Source organism: Bartonella sp. CL63NXGY (assembly GCF_042194905.1).
In the GTDB taxonomy this organism is placed as follows: Bacteria; Pseudomonadota; Alphaproteobacteria; order Rhizobiales; family Rhizobiaceae; genus Bartonella.
The window spans coordinates 56,313-78,064 of the sequence record NZ_JBHINK010000010.1 but is presented as its reverse complement, the minus strand read 5'-3'; the positions used below and the strand labels follow the sequence as shown (position 1 = coordinate 78,064).

Below are 21,752 nucleotides of genomic sequence, written 5' to 3'. Positions count from 1 at the left end.
TCTTGGGAAAAAAGCAGAGCAACAAAAGCAAACAGAAAAAGCTTTAAAAGCAGCCACAACACGGCTGGAGGTGGAAAGTGAAGTTAATCAAAAAAGTGATGCTGATGTGCGTGCTGCTCTCTCTGACTGGTTGCGCGACAAATAAATATGTTTCTTCTTGTGTTGGCTGGTTGCCAATTTATTTAAGCCAGCAAGATCTGAACGCCTTCAGTTTAAACTTAGCCAGAGAGATCTTAAAGCACAATAATCTAGGTGAACGCTTGTGTGGTTGGAAACATGGTTAGAAAAAAAACACAAGACGATATAGAAATTAAAGAAGCAGAAAAAGAAATCCTTCAAGAAATCATCATGACCTACAAAAGTGTAAAAGTGATGTCACGTTATACAAAATGGATTGTATTCATCCTCTTTTTGCTTATCCTTGATTTTGCTCGTCTTATGGATGTGATAGACAATGTCTGTGCACGTTTAAAACAGTGACTAACCAAAAACTGAAAGCTTTACCCTTCCCCGCTTTTAACACAAGGAATGAGAGATTATATCGTAATCTATCCGCTAATCGCTTAAGTGTTTCTTAGACACCTGACTTGATAATAGACATATTATCAAGCCTCTCCTGATATAAAAGACGCCCATTGTTCTAAGGGGACACGGCGCTGTTCTAAAAAATCCGTCCGCATGTAAGCCTTTGTCACTGACTTCTCAACTGAATACGCAAGAACAGATTCTGCAATTTCAAATGATGTTGACGTTGTCTCTGCTATCCAGTCCCGCAGAATCGATCTGAAACCATGAAGTCTATAATCAAAACCTTTGTCTTTCATGAAGTTAGAAAGTGCTACATCCGATATAGGCTTTCCAGAACTCTCAGCAAATAAAAAAACATTTTTTTGCTTTTTCAATAACAGCAAGCGCTTCAGCTGTAAGCGGCACATGAAAGTCAGAAACCTTTCCAACAATTCTCTTCATATTTTCTTTTGGGATAATCCATATTGATCTATAAATCTCTTCTGACCGAATATGCCTGATTGGAATAGAACGCCCTCCCCCCGTCAAAATAAGAAGTGTTAAGGCTAGATTTGATACAAGCTCATCATTTTAAGATTGAAAAAACTTAGGCATTTTTTCCATGGCATTGCTGGATATTTTTGGTATTTTGAATAAACTTTTCTAATAAAGCTTTTGCTTTTAATTGCATATCCACATCTATACCAAGTGCCGCCGCATGTTTTATAGCTATATTCAAGTGGGATAGAGTTTTACTTGCTGTTTCGTTTTTTGTCTTCCAAATGGGAGAAATGCATCCTTTTATATCAATTTGCGTCAGTTCAGTAATTGGCGTATCATCAAATTTAGGAAAAACATGTTACTCAAGAGGTATTAGCCACCTTGCTGCTTTTCCTTCATTTTTCAATTCGTTTTTTTGCTTAAAACGCACTGGAGGCAATTTCTCGTAAAGAAATACCACCCCTGCCCGACGCAAATTTTCTTTTTGTTTTCGGCAAATTGGGTCAATTCCTTGATCCAAAAGATCACAACAAGCTGAAGTTTTGAACCATGCTTCTTTTAAAGGTATCTTGCTACAAGAGCCTAATCCCATTTCTCGTCGTCTTTTATTGAGGTAAAATCTAAAAAACTATCATCCTTGATCTGGTGTAGTTTTGATAAGCCATAAACCAGCTTTGTCAGCATATTTGCCTTTAGATAGATACAGATAAGACAGACAGTCTATCACGTGTTCTTGTTCTTCGAACCACCTTTTAAAAACCATCTTTTGAATCGCACTTAGAGCACTTTCATCTGGTACAAAGATTATATATAAAAGGCAATTTAATAAATAAAATAAAAACAATTAGTTATTAAATAGAACAAAGATAAACCGCGCTATCAGATGATATTGTAGAGAGTTCTAAGGGAAGAAAAAATTGGTGCACAAACGTGCACGCCGCCCGCATCGCTCTATGTGAATTTTCTTTATTTTCTCATTACTTAGATAGTAAAAACTCTCTTTAAATTTACTGTTTGCAACTCTATAACGATATTATAAAATGATAACTGTAATAATATGAAAGACGAATTAATCCTTCTTTGTTAACAAATATTTCAACCACACCTCGTGAACTAAAAATTTTTCATTCTTAACAATTAAGAATCTGAGTAACTCTTCCTTACCTCCTCATTCTCACTCAAAGTCAAAGCTCCCTTTTTTCACCATAAAATAGTATTTGCAATGCATAAAATTAAAAAATAAAGGCCCTATCAAAGAAATAGGACCTCTTAAATTTAAGCTCCTTTATCCTACAAAACTAGAATTTGTAAGCTATTCCTGCGCGAAAATCATTCGTCTTATACTTAACTTCAATCTCGTCTTTAAATTTCTTTTTACCAAAATCTGAGTAACGGTATTCCGCACGCACAACAAAATGGTCTGTCATTGCAAAATCAACACCACCACCGAGAGTATAACCCATCATCGTTTTTGTTACATCCGATGTCCTATTAAATGGCTCACCTCCCGTAATTACTGTCGACAAAATATCTTGAAACTGTCCATAAGAAACACCACCAGCAATATAAGGCATCACACGCCCTGCAGAAAACCCAACACGCACCCGTGTAGCACCTGTCCATTTTTGTTTTAACGTATGATTAAAAGTTAAACTGTCTTTCTCTTCTTTAGCCTCTGTAGCAGAGCGAGAAAAGCCTCTACCCTGTCTCCTGACAAGTTTTGCCCTTTTTCGACTTTTTTTTTCTGCACTTGCATCAGTATCACTACCCGATTCTTTAGTACCCAATCCTTCAGTGTCCTTTCCATCAGTATCAGTCCCACCAGCACTCGATTCATCAGCCTGAAATTTTGTTTTTGTATCCTTTTTTTCCGTTAAAACGATATCCGTATCAACCCCCATAATAAAATTATTACCGAGATCAAAATTAACACCCGCATAAAAACCACCTATAAACCCAGAAAGATCGGGCAGATACTGTTTCTCGATGGGGATCCATGGTTTACTTTTACTCTCCTCAGTATGATGGAGAGGAATATCAACATGAGGCGTTATTGCAGAAATTTTACTTGAAAAGCCCCCAACTTGCCCCCCAAAATAAAAACCTGCCCAAGAAAAAGGTGAAGAAGCAACAACTTCTGAGGCAACATGTATCGGCTCTTCATGAGCCACCACATCTGCAGCCTGTACTATAGAAGGTGAAATTAACGAAAAAACAGATGCTGTTATAAATTTTGTATTCATAAAATTATACCCCATTGCTAAATTTAAATATAATCAAAAATCACATTTAGAAAAACAAAGTTTTATAAAATATTATGCCGCAAAATCGCATGTACTCCTTTATAGTTACATTTAAATCTATCACTATACTAATATATCATTACATCAAAATTTAATATTATCAAATAAATTTTAAAATATTATAATAATCAATACTTCAAATAATAAATATTTAATAAAAAACCTATTATATTTTTAAAAGGAAAAAATATAAAACATTTTGTACCAATAATACTGCAAAAAAATCACAAAATAGTACATTTTATGCATTTTTTATGAGAAAAAATTCTAAAAATGATGTAATAATTTTTAGAAAATTGATATTCATTAAAAATATTATAAATACCTCAATAATCTTACATCAAAAATGCATAACTGTAGATTCTACATAGTATAAAAAATCACACCTATTTTATACTAAAATCATACCTTTTTTCTACCATTTTCTAAAGGATGAGATTATTAATTACGCACAATATCATTATCCTTCTAAATCTTGTCCCCAAACAAAAATTCTCAATTATTTTATTTAAAAATTGCTCTTCCCCTATTGATTTCTATATTATCATCTGCCTTTATTGCAAAACGGTCTTTATTAGGAAAAGTTATAAAACATCCCTTCATACAAATTGTAATTGTTTGATGAGTATTTAAAGAAATTTTTGAAGGTATACTTCCTTCAACAACAATGAGAGATTGTATCTTTAAATCAGTATTCTTCACTGTTGCAGCAAAAGCTGTTATGGTAAAAATACTTAACAGAATAACTGTAATCAAAACATAAGTATATTTCAGCATTCTAAGATTCCTTCCTCAGCAAAACGCTTATATAGGCTAAATCGAAGAGCATTGGTTATATGAGAAGGTGAAGTAATATTAGGCACATAAATAGCCAAATTAAAGGAAAAACTCTTACGATCAAATGCCGTAAAACTCACCTGTGGGATAGGATTTTTTAAAACGCCTTCTGTCGAAGAAGCAATCTCTAACAAAATTTCAACAACATGCTCTGGAGTAACCTTAGATGATACAATAACTGGTATATCAATTCGTCCTACTTTATTGCGTCGTGTCCAATTACTAACATTATTATTAATAAGGCTTGAATTGGGAATAATAATCGTCTTACGCTGAATAGTCTCAAGTTCCGTTGCACGCACACTAATACGCTTAACAATACCAGCTACTGATCCAGATTCTATATAGTCTCCTATTTTAAATGGTCTTCCAACTAAAATAATAAGTCCAGAGACAAAGTTTTGGACAATATTCTGTAAACCAAAACCTATACCCAGTGAAAGTCCTCCAGCAATAAGAGCGAAATTTCTAAGATCCAAACCTGCCATTGATAATCCCGTCAAAGCAGATACAACAATGCCTCCATAACTTATCACTGTTTTGATAGAATTACGTATACCAGAATCGAACTCTCCATGAATCAACACCACACTATCTAACCAACCAATAAATCGGCGAATAAGAAACCAGCAAACACAAAAAGAAATCATTCCTGTTACAAGAGAAATCAAAGAAAGAGTAATATTTCCAATCTGAAAACCGGTCACCGATTGCCACAAAACTGCTTTTAAATCAGAATAGGAAAATCCAAACTGTACAGCAATTGGTATTGCACAAAATATAACAACAAATAAATTGAGAAAAACGCTCACAAAAACTCCCAATTGATTCATCGTTTTTTCTTCTAAATGAAACCTCTGCATCAAAAGGTGACCAACCGTTGTTTTCATAAATTGGTCTTTAGTTCCAAGTGCTTGAGCGCTTTGTATTCCTAAATACATGAGAACTAAAAATGCTCCATCAATCATAATTTGCTGCATAATAAAACGCGCAAGACCAACATAACCTAAAAAATTCAACACAAAGAGCAGTAATCCCAAGCCAATAAGAGGAATGCGTATGTAAAATGGACAAAAGTATGGCTCTTTTTTTTCTCCTTGAAAACGCCTACGTCTAAACCGCAAAGGTACAAATGATATTATAAACAGCAATATTGCTACAAGAAAAACAGCAATAAAACTTTTAGCAATTGTCAAAGATAGAGGCGCTGAAATGATTTCATAAATACTATCAAGAACAGCGTCAAATGCCAAAACACCCCCTAAAGAAGTGAGTAAAATCACTAATTGATAAGCAGATGATGGTGCAATACTGAGAAGACGCACATGGGGCATATTCGATGATAAAAGAACAATCGCTAAGCGATTGATTAAAAATACTAAAATAATTTGACAACCTATCATATCAAAAACTGTTGTAAGCTTACCTAGATCTAAGTTAAAACTACGAAACAAAAACAACACAAGATAAACGCAAAGAATACATACAAGTGAAGGTAAGAGAACTGAAATAAAGGCAATCAATAAGCGTTGTAAATAAGATATTTCCTCATTAGACTTCGTAAAGTGGCAATACACATGAACAAGAACTTTTTGAGAAAAATACGAAAGACCCAAAGTAATAAAAAGTGGAATTAAAAAGCAAAGAAATAGTTGTAAAAACTTGAAATAAAATATAAAATTCCACCAAGAATCTAACAACAAAAGAAAATCTGATGAAGCCTCTTTTGTTTTTTGGGCGAGATTTTTAACCATCGGAATCGAAAACTCAAGCCTATACGTAAGCGTGCGTTTAAAAAGCTCCCGAGATTGAGAAATAGAAAGTTCAGCTATTCTATTTGCTGCTAAGAAAATTGCTTCAAAACGAAGCATGATACTGTTAATTTTAGCTTTTTGCTCTATCAAGTAAGAATATTCCTTCACTGAGCTTTTCAGTTTTTTCACGTCACGATGGAGCTCCGTTAATTGATCAAGAAGTGTATTAATCTCATTAAGAGGAGGACGCAAAACAAATGCTGCCTCAATAGCACGTTCACTGATATCTTGTGCACGTAACCGCAATTCTTCTAAAGCACGCTCATCTTCTGGCTTTCTGTCAAAATCTCTTTTTAAAGTTTCAGTATTTTCTTCAAGAGTCTCAATAATCAACAGTTGTTGTTGAATAATTTCATCAACTGAATAAGAAGCTATCGTTTGTTCGACAATTGTACTTTGTGCCCCCCGATTCCCCCATGCACCAGAATTAAATACAAAGATAATCCCCAAAAGAAGGAAAAGTATGTGGATGTTTTTTCTACAAAATGAATACATATCTACCTTACAAGCACAAAAAGGATTTTATTCCTCTCTTTTAAATATGGTATAAAGCAGCTATTTTCAACTTTTATAGAATAATCTTATAAAAGCTTTCCCTTATCCTATAATACTGATAATAAGATAAAAGAATGATAAATAATATGAACTCAATAAGATTAACGAAGGCACTCTAGCATGTTTTTTTTGCACCTTTATTGCAAAAAAGAAGATTTTCTTCCTTTGACAACCTGGATTTTTCTATCCAGTTTAGGTGTATTCTTGACGAGTACCTTAGGAACGCGTGCTTACTTAATCAAACAATCACACACCAATAATATCATTAAAACGAATAGATTTGATTTACAAAATAAGTGTGATCAGTTGAATGCTACCACAACTGAAAACAAAAAACTTGTAACACCCCATGCAGAATCTATTTTTATGAGAACCGTTCAAAGAATCCTAACATTGGATTTCTTTTTAATAAAGATTCCAGCTGTTGACACACGATTTCGTAACGTTAAAACGCAATATTTCTCAAATAAACGCGCTCCTCCCAATGAACATACTTAATTCTCTTCCTTGAATTATAAAAACGATCATCTTATTTTACTTGTGCTTTTAACTTTGAATAACTGTTAGATTGCCTATTAGCGGAATATATCATGCGTACACCTGGTTGGTTAACTACCCTTTATTGTTTTATTCTTTTAAGCAGCATTTATGTTGCTTTACCCAATTTATTTTCACACGAACAAGTTAAAAACTCGAAATTCTTACCCGACACCCGTGTAGCACTTGGTCTTGACCTTCAAGGAGGCTCTTCTCTCCTGCTCGAGGTTGATAGCAAAACGTTAAAACGCGATCAGTTACATATAGTTTTAAGCAATGTGCGCAATGTATTGCGTGAAAAACAAATCCGCACCTCAAGTGTGCGTATCGTTGAAGATAGCGTTATTGCCCTTATTTCTGACCCATCGCAAACTGAAAAAGCACTCTCTGCTTTGAAAACATTAATAACCCCCATACACAGTAGCTTTGGCACAACAGAACATAACATCACGATCAGTGCTCAAAATGAAACTCTCCGCGTCACATTAACGGAAGCTGGTATAAAAGACCGTGTAAGCAATGCTATTGAACAAAGCTTAGAAATCATCCGTCGTCGTATAGATCAAGTTGGTGTTTCAGAACCAGCCATCCAAAAGGTTGGAAATGATCGTATTATGGTCCAATTGCCTGGCCTACAAGATCCAAAACAACTGCGTGATCTTTTAGGAACAACCGCTAAGATGAGTTTTCATCTTGTTCCTTCTAATGTGGATCCCAATAATCCCCCTATAGGTGTTTCTATTCTCCCTGGATACACTGATGCAACACAACATTATGCAATTTATGATCAAATTGCTTTAGATGGAAATGTCCTGAAAGATGCCCGTGCAGGTTTTGACCCTCAAATACCAGGACGTTCCATTATTTCATTTACTCTAGATTCCGCTGGCGCAAAAATATTTGCCGATATAACACGACAAAATATTAACCGTCCTTTTGCCATTGTTCTGGATAATAAGGTTTTAACCGCTCCGACCATCAATAGTGTCATTCCCAATGGACAAGGTCAAATTACAGGAAACTTTGACCCCAAAGAAGCCTCAACTCTGGCTGCTCTGCTTCGTGCTGGTTCCCTCCCCGCACCACTCACGGTCATTGAAGAGAGAACCGTAGGCCCAAATCTTGGTGCTGATGCCATCCAAATGGGACTTTACACCGGCATAATTGGCTTTATTCTTGTTGCAATTTTTATTTTTCTTCTCTACCGTATTTGGGGATTAATTGCCAATATAGCACTAGCTCTGCACACGATTTTAACATTTGCTGCACTGAGTCTTTTGGGAGCTACGCTTACGCTGCCTGGTATTGCTGGTATTATTTTAGGCATCGGTATTGCTGTTGATGCTAATATCCTTATCAATGAACGTATCCGTGAAGAAAGTCGAAAAGGTGTGGGTGCTTTTGCAGCCCTAGATCGTGGATTTAAACACGCTTTTGCAACCATTGTTGATGCAAATGTTACGGCAATTATAGCGACTGTCTTACTATTTTGGTTCGGCACCGGTCCCGTTCGTGGTTTTGCCGTAACAATGTTGCTTGGTATTATCATCTCCATGTTTACAAATATCACCATTGTACGCATCATCATGATTTGGATCGTTCGTAAATGGAAAATTAAAAAGTTGCATATTCACTCTGCTTTCAACATCATGCCACAAAACACAACTTTCCACTTTATGAAAGCACGCTTCATTGGTATTGGCGTCTCAATTGTTTTATCAATGGCTTCAGTTTTTCTCTTTTTTAAGCCTGGATTGAATTTTGGTATTGATTTCATTGGCGGAAGCCAAATGAGTATTACCACGAAAGCACCAGCAGATCTAGCAACTCTGCGTTCCAAGCTTTCTACTCTTAATGTTGGTGAAGTTTCCTTGCAAAATATTGATAACGAAAACACCGTATTAATTCGCATGCAGAAACAAAGCGGTAGCGAAGCACAACAAACCATCGCCATTGATAAGGTTAAAACAGCTGTACAAAATATCTATCCCGATACCACATTCGATCAAATAGAAGTTGTGGGTCCCAAAATTTCAGGCGAGCTTGCCACAGCTGCTTTTACTGCTGTTATTCTTGCGGCTATTGCCATGTCTCTCTATATATGGTTACGCTTCGAGTGGTTCTTTGCCGTTGGAGCAATTATCACTCTCATTCTAGACACCACAAAAATGATTGGCTTTTTTGCTTTATTTCAATTTGATTTTAATTTAACGGCTATCGCTGCGCTCTTAACAATTGTTGGATATTCTATAAATGATAAAGTTGTCGTCTATGATAGGATGCGCGAAAATATGCGTCTTTATAAAAAAATGCCGTTGCGTGAACTGATTGATCTGTCAATTAATCAGGTTCTTGTACGTTGTTTTTTTACATCAGCTACAACAATTCTTGCGATGCTCCCCATGGCGATATGGGGTGGAAGTGCTGTTCATAATTTTGCATTACCCATGGTCTTTGGGATTATTATTGCAACATCATCCTCTATCTTTATTGCTGCTCCTATTTTACTCCTGCTAGGAAATTGGTGGCGTGAGCGAAATAATCGTGCAAATATCAAAGTGAAATAAAAATGCCCTTTAATGCGTATGGTACATCTCGCCTCTCTTCTCATAGAAATATAGTCGTTTTCATTCATTCGCTTTTTGATCAAGAATAGTAAATAATCCATGCTCCACGACACACCACTTATCACAACTATTGTTGCAGGCTTATGTTTAGCATTTCTCTTGGGAATGATTGCGAGCCGTTTACGTATTTCACCACTTGTAGGCTATTTATTAGCTGGTGTTATTGTGGGACCCAATACAGGCGGATTTAAAATAGATTCCGTCATCATTAATCAACTTGCTGAAATTGGTATTATTTTGCTGATGTTTGGTGTTGGGCTCCACTTTTCATTAAAAGACCTTTTATCTGTCAAAGCTATTGCTGTCCCTGCTGCTATTGCACAAATGGCATTTTCTACTTTTCTAGGTTTGTGCCTTGGTCTGATTATGGGATGGGGCTTCAGTGGTAGTTTGATCTTCGGTCTTGCTTTATCCATAGCAAGTACTGTTATCCTGCTACGTGCTTTGCAAGAGCGTCATCTTATTGAAACAGAAAAAGGACGCATTGCCGTTGGATGGTTGATTATTGAGGATTTAGCAATGGTCCTTATACTTGTCCTCATCCCTTCCTTGGCAAGTGCTCTCAGCAATACCAAAAAAGAAGCGTTGGATCCTCTTGTTCAATGGTTGGATTTAAGTATTTGGGGTATTTTTGGTCTCACCATCCTGAAAGTAATTGTATTTATTGCACTTATGCTCGTCATTGGGCGACGCGTTATCCCATGGCTTTTAAAAATGAGCGCACAATCGGGATCACGTGAATTATTTCGTCTTAGCGTCTTTGCTATTGCATTAGGAGTAGCTTTCGGAGCTGCTCATTTATTTGGTGTTTCCCTTTCTCTTGGTGCTTTTTTTGCTGGTATGGTCATGAGCGAATCAGAATTAAGCCACCGTGCCGCGGAAGAATCTTTACCACTGCGCGATGCTTTTTCTGTTCTCTTTTTTGTTTCTGTAGGCATGTTATTTGACCCCGAAAAACTCTTAACTCATTTTTTCCCTCTCTTAGCAACCTTATTCATTATCGTAATCGGAAAATCTGCTGTTGCCTTTTTCATCGTTAAGGCTTTTCGCTATTCTAATGCAACAGCTTTGACTATTTCTGCAAGCCTTGCCCAAATCGGAGAATTTTCCTTTATCCTCGCTGGTTTAAGTTTAAGCTTAGGACTTTTAAACAATGACGCTCATGATTTAATTCTTGGAGGAGCAATTTTTTCTATTTTGCTTAATCCTCTTGTTTTCATTGCCTGTAATAAAATTAAAAAACGTTTAGAAAAAAATTCTGCATCTTCACAAAATACCCAAACAATTATTGATATTGATCCACAAGATCCTGACCAAGATTTTTTACCAATGACCTTAAAAAATAACCATATCGTAATTATTGGCTATGGTCGTATCGGTAAGTGTGTTGCATTATCTTTAATAAATAGAGGTGAACCTATAGTGATCGTAGAAGAATCAAAACGCCTCTCTGATAAAGCGATTGCAGATGGCTTTGAGGCTATTTGCGGCAATATCATTCAACAAGAAATAATGAACGCAGCAAATATAAATAATGCACATAAAGTTGTTATTACAATGCGAAGTACCATTGAAGTAGGAGAATGTATCGTGAATATCCGTGATATGAAGAAAGATATCCAAATAATCACACATGCATTATCCGACACAGAAACAACATATCTCATTGATTTAGGTGCTGATGTTGTAGTAACAGATGATGAAGAAATTGCCAATGGCATTATAGAGTATATAACAGAACGAAGATCTGTAAGGAATATGCTCAATCATGAAAATTTACAGAAAACATAAAATGGATACAGAATCGTGAAAATAAAGCAATTTATATGGCCATTGATTGGTATCTTAGCAATGCTGGTATCTATTCGAATTCTTTACATGAAGCTCTCTGCCATTTCATTTGGGGATGTATTGGAGCGCTTGAGCAATTTAAATGCACAGCACTGGTTATTAGCCTGTTTATGTTCTCTCCTAGCTTATGCTGCTCTTGCTGGATATGATCGAATTGCCTTGCAACATCTAGGCCATAAAATTTCTTGGATTTTTATCGCTATATGTTCATTTACAACCTATGCTCTTTCACACAATATCGGTGCTTCAGTTTTTTCTGGTGCCGTTGTACGCTATCGCGCCTATAAAATGAAAGGGTTAAACGGAACAGAAATCGCAATATTAGTAGGTTTTTGCTCTTTTACTTTTGTAATCGGTACAATCTTACTTTTGGGAATCGTTTTGGTGCTGCAACCCGAAATTATCACCCTCATTCATAAAGAACTTCCTGAATGGCTAGGAACAGCAGCTGGAGCAATTTTACTCAGCTGTATAGCACTTTATACGTTTGGCAGCTGGCTTCAGTTAAAACCCTTACGCTTGGGTAAGAAAATTCAACTTTCCTATCCACGGCTGAAAATTGTTATTCAACAGCTTCTCATTAGCCCTCTAGAACTTTTAGGAGCAGCAGGAATTATATATGCTGTTCTCCCACACAACGCAGATATTCATTTTATCTCTGTTCTTGGTGTTTTCCTAGCATCTTTTACGATAACTCTTCTCTCTAATGCTCCAGCAGGAGGAGTAGGAGTTCTTGAAGCTCTCTTCATCACAGGCATGCCCAATATAAATCCAACCGATGTTATTGCAGCACTTATTGTCTTTAGAATGTTTTATTTGATTATACCGCTCATCATTTCATTATTTGTGGTCGCCATTTTTGAAGCGCAACAATATTGGAAAAGAGCCCCCAAGACACCACCTGAATAAATAAAAGGTTATCAATTACTTCTTTTTGTGTGCCTATATAAGAACAGGACACCATCGTGTTACCAATTTACATATTTTTTTTAAGAAAACTCTCTCAGTGCTCTTCCCCATTACACAACAATACCCGTGAATGGTATAATAATAAAGTCATTGTTGCAACATCATCTTTATACTTAATAAAAGAGTAAGCCTGCACCATTATACTATTTTCCCAATGTTGTGATAATTTTTGGCGTCTAAGAACGTTAATAAGAATCATTTTTATGCTTTTCTTCAATAGTCTTTATCCGCACGTTAATCCCATTTATAATGCAAAAATAATAATTTTAATTGATTCATTATAAGAGGGATTGAAACAAAAGAAGTTTATGATAGTAAAGTTTAAAAAAAGAATAATTAATCATTATAAATCAATATATTATAATGATTCTGAGCGGCTTTCTTAATATTTATATTTTTAGAGGTTAAGCTAACGGAAAGACAGCATAGCATAACTTCATAGTTTAATATTTTTAAACTTGAAGCCTCATTAAAGCCTATTGTCTTTCGTTTAACAGGTACTAGTTTTAAACAATTAAACTGATCTAATTTTATTCCTGTTATGTCCGCTAAATACTTTATTTTATCTTGATTTACCCTCTTAGAATACTGATGATTATTACAGAAGTTTTTTGTTTAAGCGGGAGAGTTATCAAAAAATATCCACGCTGCTAATACAACTAAAGTGCAAAGTTTCTTCTGTCTTTAAACAATATGCTAAAAATCCAAAAAAAATTTAATCAATTTATATTAAAAGAAGTGAAAACTGTTGATTTTTATACCCCTTTAAATAAGATAATTGTCGGTAAGAAGCTTCTCCTTACCAATTGCGACTTTAAAAAAAGAAACAATACGCATTAAAAGATCTTTAAATGTCCTTTGGAAGTTTTTTGTGTCCCCTAAAAAGTACAAAAACCGATGACTAAGCTATATCAACAATCTTCACTTTTAAACAAACAGATATGGGGAAATCCTACTGCCCAATTTTATTTAGAAACTCGTATCTTAAAAAAAATTTACGCAATCAATGAGTTATTTACGGTATAAAATAGAATGGTGGGTGATGAGGGGATCGAACCCACGACCCGCTGATTAAGAGTCAGCTGCTCTACCGACTGAGCTAATCACCCATAAGCTTCTCAAAAGACGAGAATGAGCGTTTCTATAACGCTCCTAAGGATGGATGTCCAGATATTTTGTTGTTTGTTATATAAACTCATTGTCTGTAAGGTTAAAAATATGATATTCACCACTTGATCTTATATAAAAATAAACCCATTATAAGAAGCTTTATAAATAAATGTTCTGATTGTTACACAGAACCTATAGTTAGAGGATTATCGAGCATAATGCCCGAGCAAAATTTAGAGGGACCTTCTTGTGGTTGTAAGCGGGATGGGGCATCATTTTGTTTTATCAGCAATCACATGCATTCAAGCAATATTGTGTTGTTTTTTTCTTTGAATATAAGTTTTCTTACATACAATGTTCATGATCCAATATACGAATAAAAGCCTATGAATTTTTTTTGTCAATCGCGCGCTTTTAAGCTTATAAAAGGTAAGGAATGATGGAATGGATCACTGATCCCCATGCGTGGTTTGGTTTGATCACGCTGGTTTTTCTCGAAATTGTTTTAGGAATAGATAACCTTATCTTTATTGCAATTTTAGCTGAAAAATTGCCACTGCATTTGCGTGACCGCGCACGCTTTATAGGTCTTACTTTAGCATTAATTATGCGGCTTTTCCTTCTTACAGTTATTGGATGGGTTATGAGACTCGATAGGGTCATTCTTTCACTTTCATCTTTTGTATTTAGTTGGCATAGCTTTATTTTAATCGGTGGTGGAGCCTTTTTGCTAGCAAAGGGAACGCTAGAATTACATGAAAGGTTAGAAGGGGTATCACATGAAAGAAAAACAGGCCTTGGTTATGCTGTTTTTTGGCAAGTAATCGTCCAAGTCGTGGTGCTGGATGCCGTTTTTTCACTAGACAGTATTATTACCGCAACAGGTATGATTGCAAAAGAGCAGGCAGCAGTTATGTATATCGCAGTCATAGCTGCTATGGGAGTAATGATGTGCGGATCTGGTGCTCTTATGCGTTTTATTAATCGTCATCCCACCATTGTAATCCTTTGTCTTGGTTTTTTGATGATGATTGGTTTTACTCTCATTGTTGAAGGATTTGGTTTTCATATTCCAAAAGGGTATTTGTATGCTGCTATTGGTTTTTCTGTTCTCATCGAAGTTTTTAATCAAATTGGACGTCGTAACCGTGAAAAAATGATTAAAACGAATGATCTACGCAGTAGAACAGCTGATGCTGTTTTGAGGCTCTTAGGAGGAGGAAGCAAAGATAGTCACCTTGCTGAGACTGTAGATGTTATTGCTGAACAGGCCGCAGCATCTGAGTTGTTTAGACCAGAAGAAAAGGAGATGATTCGTGGTGTTCTCGATTTAGCTGATCGCCCTGTTCGCTCTATCATGTCGCCGCGTAATGAAATTGAATGGTTAGATTTAAATGCTGATGAAAATGAAATGCGTGAAGAATTACAAAAGGTTAAACATAGCCGCTTAATTCTTGCGCGTGAAAAAGTGGATGAATTTGTTGGCGTTGCGTTGACAAAAGATCTTCTTTTGAATTTGGCTGAGGGGAAAAAGATTAATTGGAAAAAAGCTATGCGAGAACCCCTCGTTGTTCATGAAAACACAAGTGTTTTACGATTGATGGAGCAATTACGTCATTCTTCGATTCAGCTTGCAATTATTGTTGATGAGCATGGATCTTTTGAAGGAATTGCAACACCAACCGATATTCTTGAAGCTATTGCAGGAGACTTTCCTGATGACGATGAAGAACTCATGATCGCAGAACAACTTGAAAATGGCAGTCTTCTTGTTGAGGGATATGCTGATATCCGCCGTTTAAGTGGTTATCTTGGGCGTAACCTTGTGGATGAAGCAGATCGTTATACGACTCTGGCAGGCTTTATGCTTTGGCAGTTTGGTCATTTACCAAATGAGGGAGAAAGCTTTGAAACTGATGGTTTACACTTTAAAGTGATTGAAATGGAACGCCGAAACATATCTAAAATCCTTATTTCTCCACTTGTATCACCAGAAAAAAACTAATTCTTTTTATCAGCAAAATGAATAAAAAGATTTTTTTATGATTAAAAATTGAAAAGAATAAGCAGTTGATAACTCAATTGCATTTCATTATTTTTATATTTTTTTAAGCGTAAAATAATGACATACAAAAGTTATATATCAATGAACTTTCCATTATAAAAAATTTTCATTGATGATTGACGAAAAGCTGGAAGAGAAAAAATGGTGCAAAATTATTTGTCAATGGTCATTAATCTAAAAAACAATGAATATATACAACATATTGATTTATAATAATTATTTATTACAATATTACCTTTATATCAAGAAAGCCTCTTTCAAACATCAGATTTCCGCCAATGGATAAAACTCCACCATTGTTGAGTTCACTCAACTGATGATGGCATCTTTAAACCAGACTCTGGCTCCTATAATCTTTTTAGATCTTCTTGATATTTCTTAAGGAGCTATTCCTTATCTTTTGTTTCGATAAATTTAGCTATTTTTTTCCTTCCAAGAATGAGACTCAACCTCTCTGGAAAGGCCCTTATTAAGAACTTTGTTTTTCTTCTAGATAGCTCATATTTTTGCTACTTTTTAATTAAAGCGTAGCTGAGCTGCTTAGATTTCACCACTTCTTTGACTAAAGCCAATGCACGTTCAGATGAATCTGTTGGGTATTTTCATCAAAGCCTAAATGATCCTCTGCACTGAAACTTTGATAATAAGATTGTAAGGTTGCAACATCACCCAATAAAGACAGTGCACAAATATGAAGTAAGCTATAATCTGCATCATATACCTTGATAACCTTTATGTGCCTCCAACTTCACTCTATCGCCAAGGTGGTGCTCCATATCTGGAATAAAAGCATTTATGAAGATCAATTTTTTCTATCGCCTATTTCAAAACATAATCAAGCTTAATTCCAACCAATCTGCATTATATTTCTTCTTCACAAACTCTCCACCCCTTTTTATCAAAATCAAGCTGTAGATCTTGTAAGTGCTGAGAATTGATAGGGATCAATTACCACGCAGGCAGCAGCTAAAATACCAGTCGTAATCGAAACTCCAAAATCAAATTGCGGATAACCTTTGATAATTGCGTCATTATAAAGAATTTGTACTTCACAATCTGGTAGTTGGTAACGTGCTGAATAATTATCTACCTCTTTAATTTTTCAACAGACCAATCAAGATTTTTGAAGAGCACTGTTGTACTCTCCATGATGAAAAATTTCTTTGCTCTACCTCAAAAGAGGTTGTATCCATATCAAAAGTCAAAAGCGAAGCAGATTTTTGCAAACAAAAGTGATAACGCCGTGTAAGAGAAGAATCTTATCAATAAGGTCTTTGGTGATTTCTTTTGCAACGTCTAAACGAGATGGAATCTTATTCATAAAAAAACACAACAAAGTCAATAGGTTTTGTGCAATTATTTTATATAAATCCCATTTAAAATCTACACTTTTATACGTGATTTAATTGACCATTTTTTATAAACAATTACCATGTATGAATAGACCACAAAAAGCAAATCATGATGCAAATGTTATAACGCATGTAAACATTCAAATGAAGTGAAAAGCAGCTATCATTCATAACAGTTCATAAATTTTATGATACGTTTTTATCACACACAAATCGTATTGTTAAAAACGTAATCGTTTGAAATTATCGATAAACATAAATTGCATGCGTTTAAAGAATGGTATGGGGTTTACTCTTTTTTTGAGCTAAACCTTAAAAAAATAATCATTTGAAACTATCATAAGATAGGTTTTAATTCATTAAGGGCACATAAAAGGATTTAAAGACAAGTCAATTTTAAAGCACCACTTACTAAAAAGTTAGTAAATGATAGGCAGACATTATGGAGATACTATCATCACAACAAGTCTTGCATTGCCATATACATTACCTCTAATCACGATATAATCAGGAGATCTTGGCATTGCCATAAACAGAGCCGTAGACCTTAGTATGACACCCCACACTAGCATTGCCCTAAACCTTGCCTAAACAACCGCATGATCATAAACCGCGGCATTGCTATAAATACGTACAATACCGGATAATTTTTCATTCCCATAAACCCACGCATAATGATAAACTCAACCGTTATAAAAAAGATGAGCATTGTCATAAACATGAGCACCAAAATACACATAGGTTTTATCACATATAAGGGTATTGCCATAGACATAGCCCCCAATGGCAGTATTGCCATAGCCCCTTGTATTTTCATAAACACGACCAGATTTTACAACACAAGCATTATCAGCAACCCAGCAATTGCCATCATGAGAGAGGTTGCTTTCAATTTCAATAAAAGCATCTAGATCGCCTTTTTTACATCACCAAAATCTCTTAAAGTACGAATGCGATATAATGCCAGTCACGAAATCCTTTTGATTGGTCAATTCATATTTTGGATGGTTTTTCTTATTAACAGGAGCGGTTTCATTTGTAATGGAAAAAATAACGGAGGTGTTTCTTAATATAGTTGTTATAATTAAGCCTATATGTTTTTAAAAGTTTTGAACAGACATTAAGCCAACTCCAAACCAAATGTTTGTTGAATCAAGTGCTCTGTTCAAACTAATAATAACATATTCATTACCTAGTAGTAGAATACCAACTCCTACACCTGCATAAAGCGAAGCAATAACCCAGCCCATATGGCTATGCTGTATGACTATAATAGAACCCAAAACCATCATTGCTACACTCGCAACACCAGCAGCAAAACGGATCAAAAGAACTAAGTATTAACGCCATGGAAATAATTAAGTGCACTCATTACTATACTGTATAAGATAGCATACGAGGAGCAAGGAATATATTCCAAATTCTGCCAAACGTAAAGAACATACTCCCAACTAAATAACCATCATAATTAGCGCTTGGTATATAAGAACGTTGATTAAAGGTAAACAATCCCTCATCCAACATAACTGGCAATATTGGTGTATAGAGAAATCACCAAATACCCATATCAAAACCATACCGAATACAGCATTTTGAAACAATTCAAATCTTGAAGGTTGTTTTTCCTCCTTATTGTTCCTTTAACTGGTGATATTCCTCATCTGCGTTCCATCTCACCATAACAGCCTTTAGCTCCCAAAATAGAATAAAAGAAAATTTAGCTATCTATTTTAATGCTCAAAACAATATATTTAGCGATCTACTATCAACATCGCCAGAGCAGTTGTACAATAACATATTGAATTAATATGTATTTTTATGTTATAAATGTTTATAGTTAAATTGAAAGCATATTTAGATAATCTTGTTTTTTATCTCGATATTCAAAATGACTAACCGAAGAATTATATACGCAGCCGTAAATTTTGCTTCTCTTAAAATCATTTGCTTATTCGCTAAAAAACTTAATAAACAACTCAAATAACTATTTTCATAAAAGAGGAAATTGGCTTCTTTTTAGGTAATATTGTTATTTAGGATAATATGAAGTTGAAAAATTTGGTGCACCCGACAGAATTCGAATCTGTGACCTCTGCCTTCGGAGGGCAGCGCTCTATCCAGCTGAGCTACGGGTGCTTCACACTGATTATTAAAATCAGTTATGGTCTTTTAACTAATCATACTCTTAGCTTCAATGCTAAATTATCATTCTAATAAAAAAATTACTTGTTTGTGATTTATCTAACGACGCACTCCTTTTACTTTTTAATGATACTTTACCTTGAAATAACTTCTCTTTATTCAATGCTCTTTTTATTATAAAAAGAGCTTTTATTACAACTTCAAAACTCTCATAAATAAGTTACAACATAAATTATAAGTATCAGGATAATTTTTAAATGGCTACATTACCAAGTCGCTTTCATTTTATTTCCGCAGAAACTGAGGAGGCTATCAAAGCTACCCATAAATTAATTTCCGTTTATGGTCATTCTTCTCTGGAAGAAACTGATATTGTTGTTGCAATCGGTGGTGATGGGACAATGTTACAAACCGTACGAGACGTCATGAACACAGGCAAACCTATTTATGGCATGAATCAAGGTTCTGTAGGATTTCTTATGAATGAATTTCATGAAAAAAAATTGCCCAATCGTATTGCTGCCGCACATAAAAAAGAAATCCATCCCCTGCGCATGATTGCAAAATCTGAATGTCAAGATTCTATCGAGGCGCTTGCAATTAATGAAGTATCCCTCTTTCGGCAATCTTATCAAGCCGCAAAAATTCGCATCACCATTGATAACAACGTACGCATGGAACAATTAAGTTGTGATGGTGTCCTCGTCGCTACACCAGCTGGATCAACCGCCTATAATTTATCAGCACAAGGACCTATCTTACCTCTTATGGCTCCCCTTATGGCCCTCACTCCTGTTAGCCCTTTTCGCCCTCGGCGTTGGCATGGAGCTTTGCTTCCCAATACAGTAACAGTGCGCTTTGATATGCTTGAACCTGACAAACGCCCTGTAAATGCTGCTGCAGATAATATTGAAGTTAAATCTGTCCATTCAGTTACTATTTCAATGGCAACAGAAGTAACAGCTTCAATCCTTTTTGACTCAAATCATTCATGGGATGAGCGCATTTTATCAGAACAATTTCGCTATTAATGATTGTATTATGCGTTTTATGTGTATATGATTGTTATAGTTAATTTTTTGTAAAAACATCTTAACACTTTTAAAGAGTGTAGAATATTGGTTATAATTATCATTTAGATAACGCAGTTAAAATCACAGAGCAGTTGATAAAAAAATGATACCATCTTTAAACAGTTTTGATGATTTAGGTCTTTCCGCAAAGGTTATTAATGCGGTGAAATCAGCGGGGTATACAGCTCCAACACCTATTCAAAGCGAAACAATTCCGCATGTCCTTCAAAGAAAAGACGTTTTAGGAATCGCCCAAACGGGAACAGGTAAAACTGCCTCTTTCGTATTGCCTATGCTCACTCTCCTTGAAAAAGGTCGTGCAAGAGCACGAATGCCCCGTACGCTCATCTTAGAACCAACAAGAGAAATTGCAGCTCAAGTTGAAGAAAATTTCGATAAATACGGAATAAATCATCGTTTAAATGTTGCTCTTTTGATTGGTGGAGTTTCTTTTGAACTCCAAGATCGCAAACTTGAACGGGGAGCTGATGTTCTTATAGCAACACCAGGGCGCCTTCTTGATCATTGCGAGCGCGGTAAACTGCTCCTGATGGGCGTTGAAATCCTTGTGATTGATGAAGCTGATCGCATGTTGGATATGGGCTTTATTCCTGATATTGAACGCATCTGTAAGCTAACTCCTTTTACGCGTCAAACTTTGTTCTTTTCTGCAACAATGGCGCCAGAAATTACAAAACTAACGAAACAATTTTTACATTCTCCTGTATCTGTTGAAGTTACAAAAGCATCCTCAACTGCAACCACAATTACACAGCGGCTTGTCAAATCTGGAAATAAATCATGGGATAAAAGAGCGGTTTTACGAGAGCTTATCCAAAATGAAGGTGCAGAGCTTCAAAATGCAATCATTTTCTGTAATCGAAAGAGAGATATCTCTGAACTTTTTAGATCGCTCATCAAACATAACTTTAATGTAGGGGCACTTCATGGAGATATGGACCAATATTCGCGCATGAACACCCTAGCTGATTTTAAAAATAATAAACTTACACTTCTTGTTGCTTCTGATGTTGCTGCCCGTGGACTCGATATTCCAGCTGTAAGTCATGTATTTAACTATGATGTTCCTACACATGCTGAAGACTATATCCATCGAATTGGTCGTACAGGGCGTGCAAATCGCAGCGGAAAAGCTTTTACAATTGTCACAAAAGCTGATCAAAAATATATCAATGCCATCGAAGAAATGAGTAATGAAAAAATTGAATGGCTCAATGGAGATCTCTCAACTTTAATAGCTGATGATCAAACAGAAGATATTGTTGTAAAGAAAAAATCTTCAAAACCATCAAAGAAAACTGCTCCAAAAGAGCCTGTTGTTCACACTAAAAAATCTGTAGAAGAGAATAAAACAGAATATATCAAAAATGCAAATAATAAGGAGAAGCCATCTGAGCAACAACGCTCACGAAAAAATAAGAATTACACACCCATTGGATTTGGTGATGATATTCCTGCTTTCATGCTTATAAAAACGTGTAAATAAAC

Annotated in this window: 16 protein-coding genes and 2 tRNA genes; 8 read left to right on the top strand and 10 right to left on the bottom strand. The window is 35.4% G+C overall.

Annotated elements, in window-relative coordinates; genetic code table 11:
* Positions 1–276: 276 nt before the first annotated feature.
* Positions 277–480 (top strand): hypothetical protein, encoded by a 204-nt coding sequence (locus tag ACFIK0_RS06520; protein WP_375663674.1) that lies wholly within the window; start codon positions 277–279, stop codon positions 478–480.
* Between the two features lie 125 nt (positions 481–605).
* On the opposite strand, the gene ACFIK0_RS06515 is transcribed toward ACFIK0_RS06520, so the two are convergent.
* The 5 genes from ACFIK0_RS06515 to ACFIK0_RS06495 form a co-directional block, all read right to left on the bottom strand.
* The gene (locus ACFIK0_RS06515; protein ID WP_342753367.1) at positions 606–935 is read right to left on the bottom strand and encodes a hypothetical protein; all 330 of its coding nucleotides are present in this window, start codon (positions 933–935) and stop codon (positions 606–608) included.
* 179 nt (positions 936–1,114) lie between these two features.
* Positions 1,115–1,312, bottom strand: coding sequence for a hypothetical protein (locus ACFIK0_RS06510; RefSeq protein ID WP_375654517.1), 198 nt, complete (start codon positions 1,310–1,312; stop codon positions 1,115–1,117).
* A 994-nt stretch (positions 1,313–2,306) separates the two neighbouring features.
* Positions 2,307–3,251: an outer membrane protein gene (locus ACFIK0_RS06505; RefSeq protein ID WP_375663673.1), complete on the bottom strand. Its 945-nt coding sequence runs from the start codon at positions 3,249–3,251 to the stop codon at positions 2,307–2,309.
* A gap of 564 nt (positions 3,252–3,815) precedes the next feature.
* Positions 3,816–4,088 (bottom strand): hypothetical protein, encoded by a 273-nt coding sequence (locus tag ACFIK0_RS06500; RefSeq protein WP_273790700.1) that lies wholly within the window; start codon positions 4,086–4,088, stop codon positions 3,816–3,818.
* Positions 4,082–6,457, bottom strand: a complete 2,376-nt coding sequence (locus ACFIK0_RS06495) for a mechanosensitive ion channel domain-containing protein (protein WP_375663672.1) — start codon at positions 6,455–6,457, stop codon at positions 4,082–4,084. The genes ACFIK0_RS06500 and ACFIK0_RS06495 overlap by 7 nt, the downstream gene beginning before the upstream one ends.
* A 180-nt stretch (positions 6,458–6,637) precedes the next feature.
* Between ACFIK0_RS06495 and ACFIK0_RS06490 the strand changes: the two genes are divergently transcribed.
* The 4 genes from ACFIK0_RS06490 (at position 6,638) to ACFIK0_RS06475 (ending at position 12,441) form a co-directional block, all read left to right on the top strand.
* Positions 6,638–7,015 carry a hypothetical protein gene (locus ACFIK0_RS06490; protein WP_375631220.1) on the top strand — a complete coding sequence of 126 codons (378 nt, stop codon included), beginning with the start codon at positions 6,638–6,640 and terminating at the stop codon, positions 7,013–7,015.
* 92 nt (positions 7,016–7,107) lie between these two features.
* Positions 7,108–9,621 (top strand): protein translocase subunit SecD, encoded by a 2,514-nt coding sequence (secD, locus tag ACFIK0_RS06485; RefSeq protein WP_273790697.1) that lies wholly within the window; start codon positions 7,108–7,110, stop codon positions 9,619–9,621.
* Positions 9,622–9,720: 99 nt separating this feature from the next.
* On the top strand, positions 9,721–11,472 hold the full coding sequence (ybaL, locus tag ACFIK0_RS06480; RefSeq protein ID WP_375631222.1) for a YbaL family putative K(+) efflux transporter: 1,752 nt from the start codon (positions 9,721–9,723) through the stop codon (positions 11,470–11,472).
* 15 nt (positions 11,473–11,487) lie between these two features.
* Complete coding sequence (locus ACFIK0_RS06475; protein WP_273790695.1) at positions 11,488–12,441, top strand: YbhN family protein; 954 nt, start codon at positions 11,488–11,490, stop codon at positions 12,439–12,441.
* A gap of 1,093 nt (positions 12,442–13,534) precedes the next feature.
* On the opposite strand, the gene ACFIK0_RS06470 is transcribed toward ACFIK0_RS06475, so the two are convergent.
* Positions 13,535–13,610: transfer RNA gene (locus ACFIK0_RS06470), tRNA-Lys, on the bottom strand.
* 437 nt (positions 13,611–14,047) lie between these two features.
* Here ACFIK0_RS06470 and ACFIK0_RS06465 point away from each other — a divergent pair.
* On the top strand, positions 14,048–15,616 hold the full coding sequence (locus tag ACFIK0_RS06465) for a TerC family protein (RefSeq protein WP_273790694.1): 1,569 nt from the start codon (positions 14,048–14,050) through the stop codon (positions 15,614–15,616).
* Positions 15,617–16,238: 622 nt separating this feature from the next.
* Here ACFIK0_RS06465 and ACFIK0_RS06460 read toward each other — a convergent pair.
* From ACFIK0_RS06460 to ACFIK0_RS06445, 4 genes are all read right to left on the bottom strand, one after another.
* Positions 16,239–16,367: a hypothetical protein gene (locus ACFIK0_RS06460; protein ID WP_375645321.1), complete on the bottom strand. Its 129-nt coding sequence runs from the start codon at positions 16,365–16,367 to the stop codon at positions 16,239–16,241.
* A 1,761-nt stretch (positions 16,368–18,128) separates the two neighbouring features.
* Positions 18,129–18,356, bottom strand: coding sequence for a YbfB/YjiJ family MFS transporter (locus ACFIK0_RS06455; RefSeq protein WP_375654512.1), 228 nt, complete (start codon positions 18,354–18,356; stop codon positions 18,129–18,131).
* Positions 18,357–18,402: 46 nt separating this feature from the next.
* Positions 18,403–18,552: a YbfB/YjiJ family MFS transporter gene (locus ACFIK0_RS06450; protein ID WP_375654511.1), complete on the bottom strand. Its 150-nt coding sequence runs from the start codon at positions 18,550–18,552 to the stop codon at positions 18,403–18,405.
* 535 nt (positions 18,553–19,087) lie between these two features.
* Positions 19,088–19,164, bottom strand: a tRNA-Arg gene (locus ACFIK0_RS06445).
* Positions 19,165–19,427: 263 nt separating this feature from the next.
* Here ACFIK0_RS06445 and ACFIK0_RS06440 point away from each other — a divergent pair.
* The gene (locus ACFIK0_RS06440) at positions 19,428–20,201 is read left to right on the top strand and encodes an NAD kinase (RefSeq protein WP_273790691.1); all 774 of its coding nucleotides are present in this window, start codon (positions 19,428–19,430) and stop codon (positions 20,199–20,201) included.
* Between the two features lie 145 nt (positions 20,202–20,346).
* On the top strand, positions 20,347–21,750 hold the full coding sequence (locus ACFIK0_RS06435; protein ID WP_273790690.1) for a DEAD/DEAH box helicase: 1,404 nt from the start codon (positions 20,347–20,349) through the stop codon (positions 21,748–21,750).
* Positions 21,751–21,752: the final 2 nt, after the last annotated feature.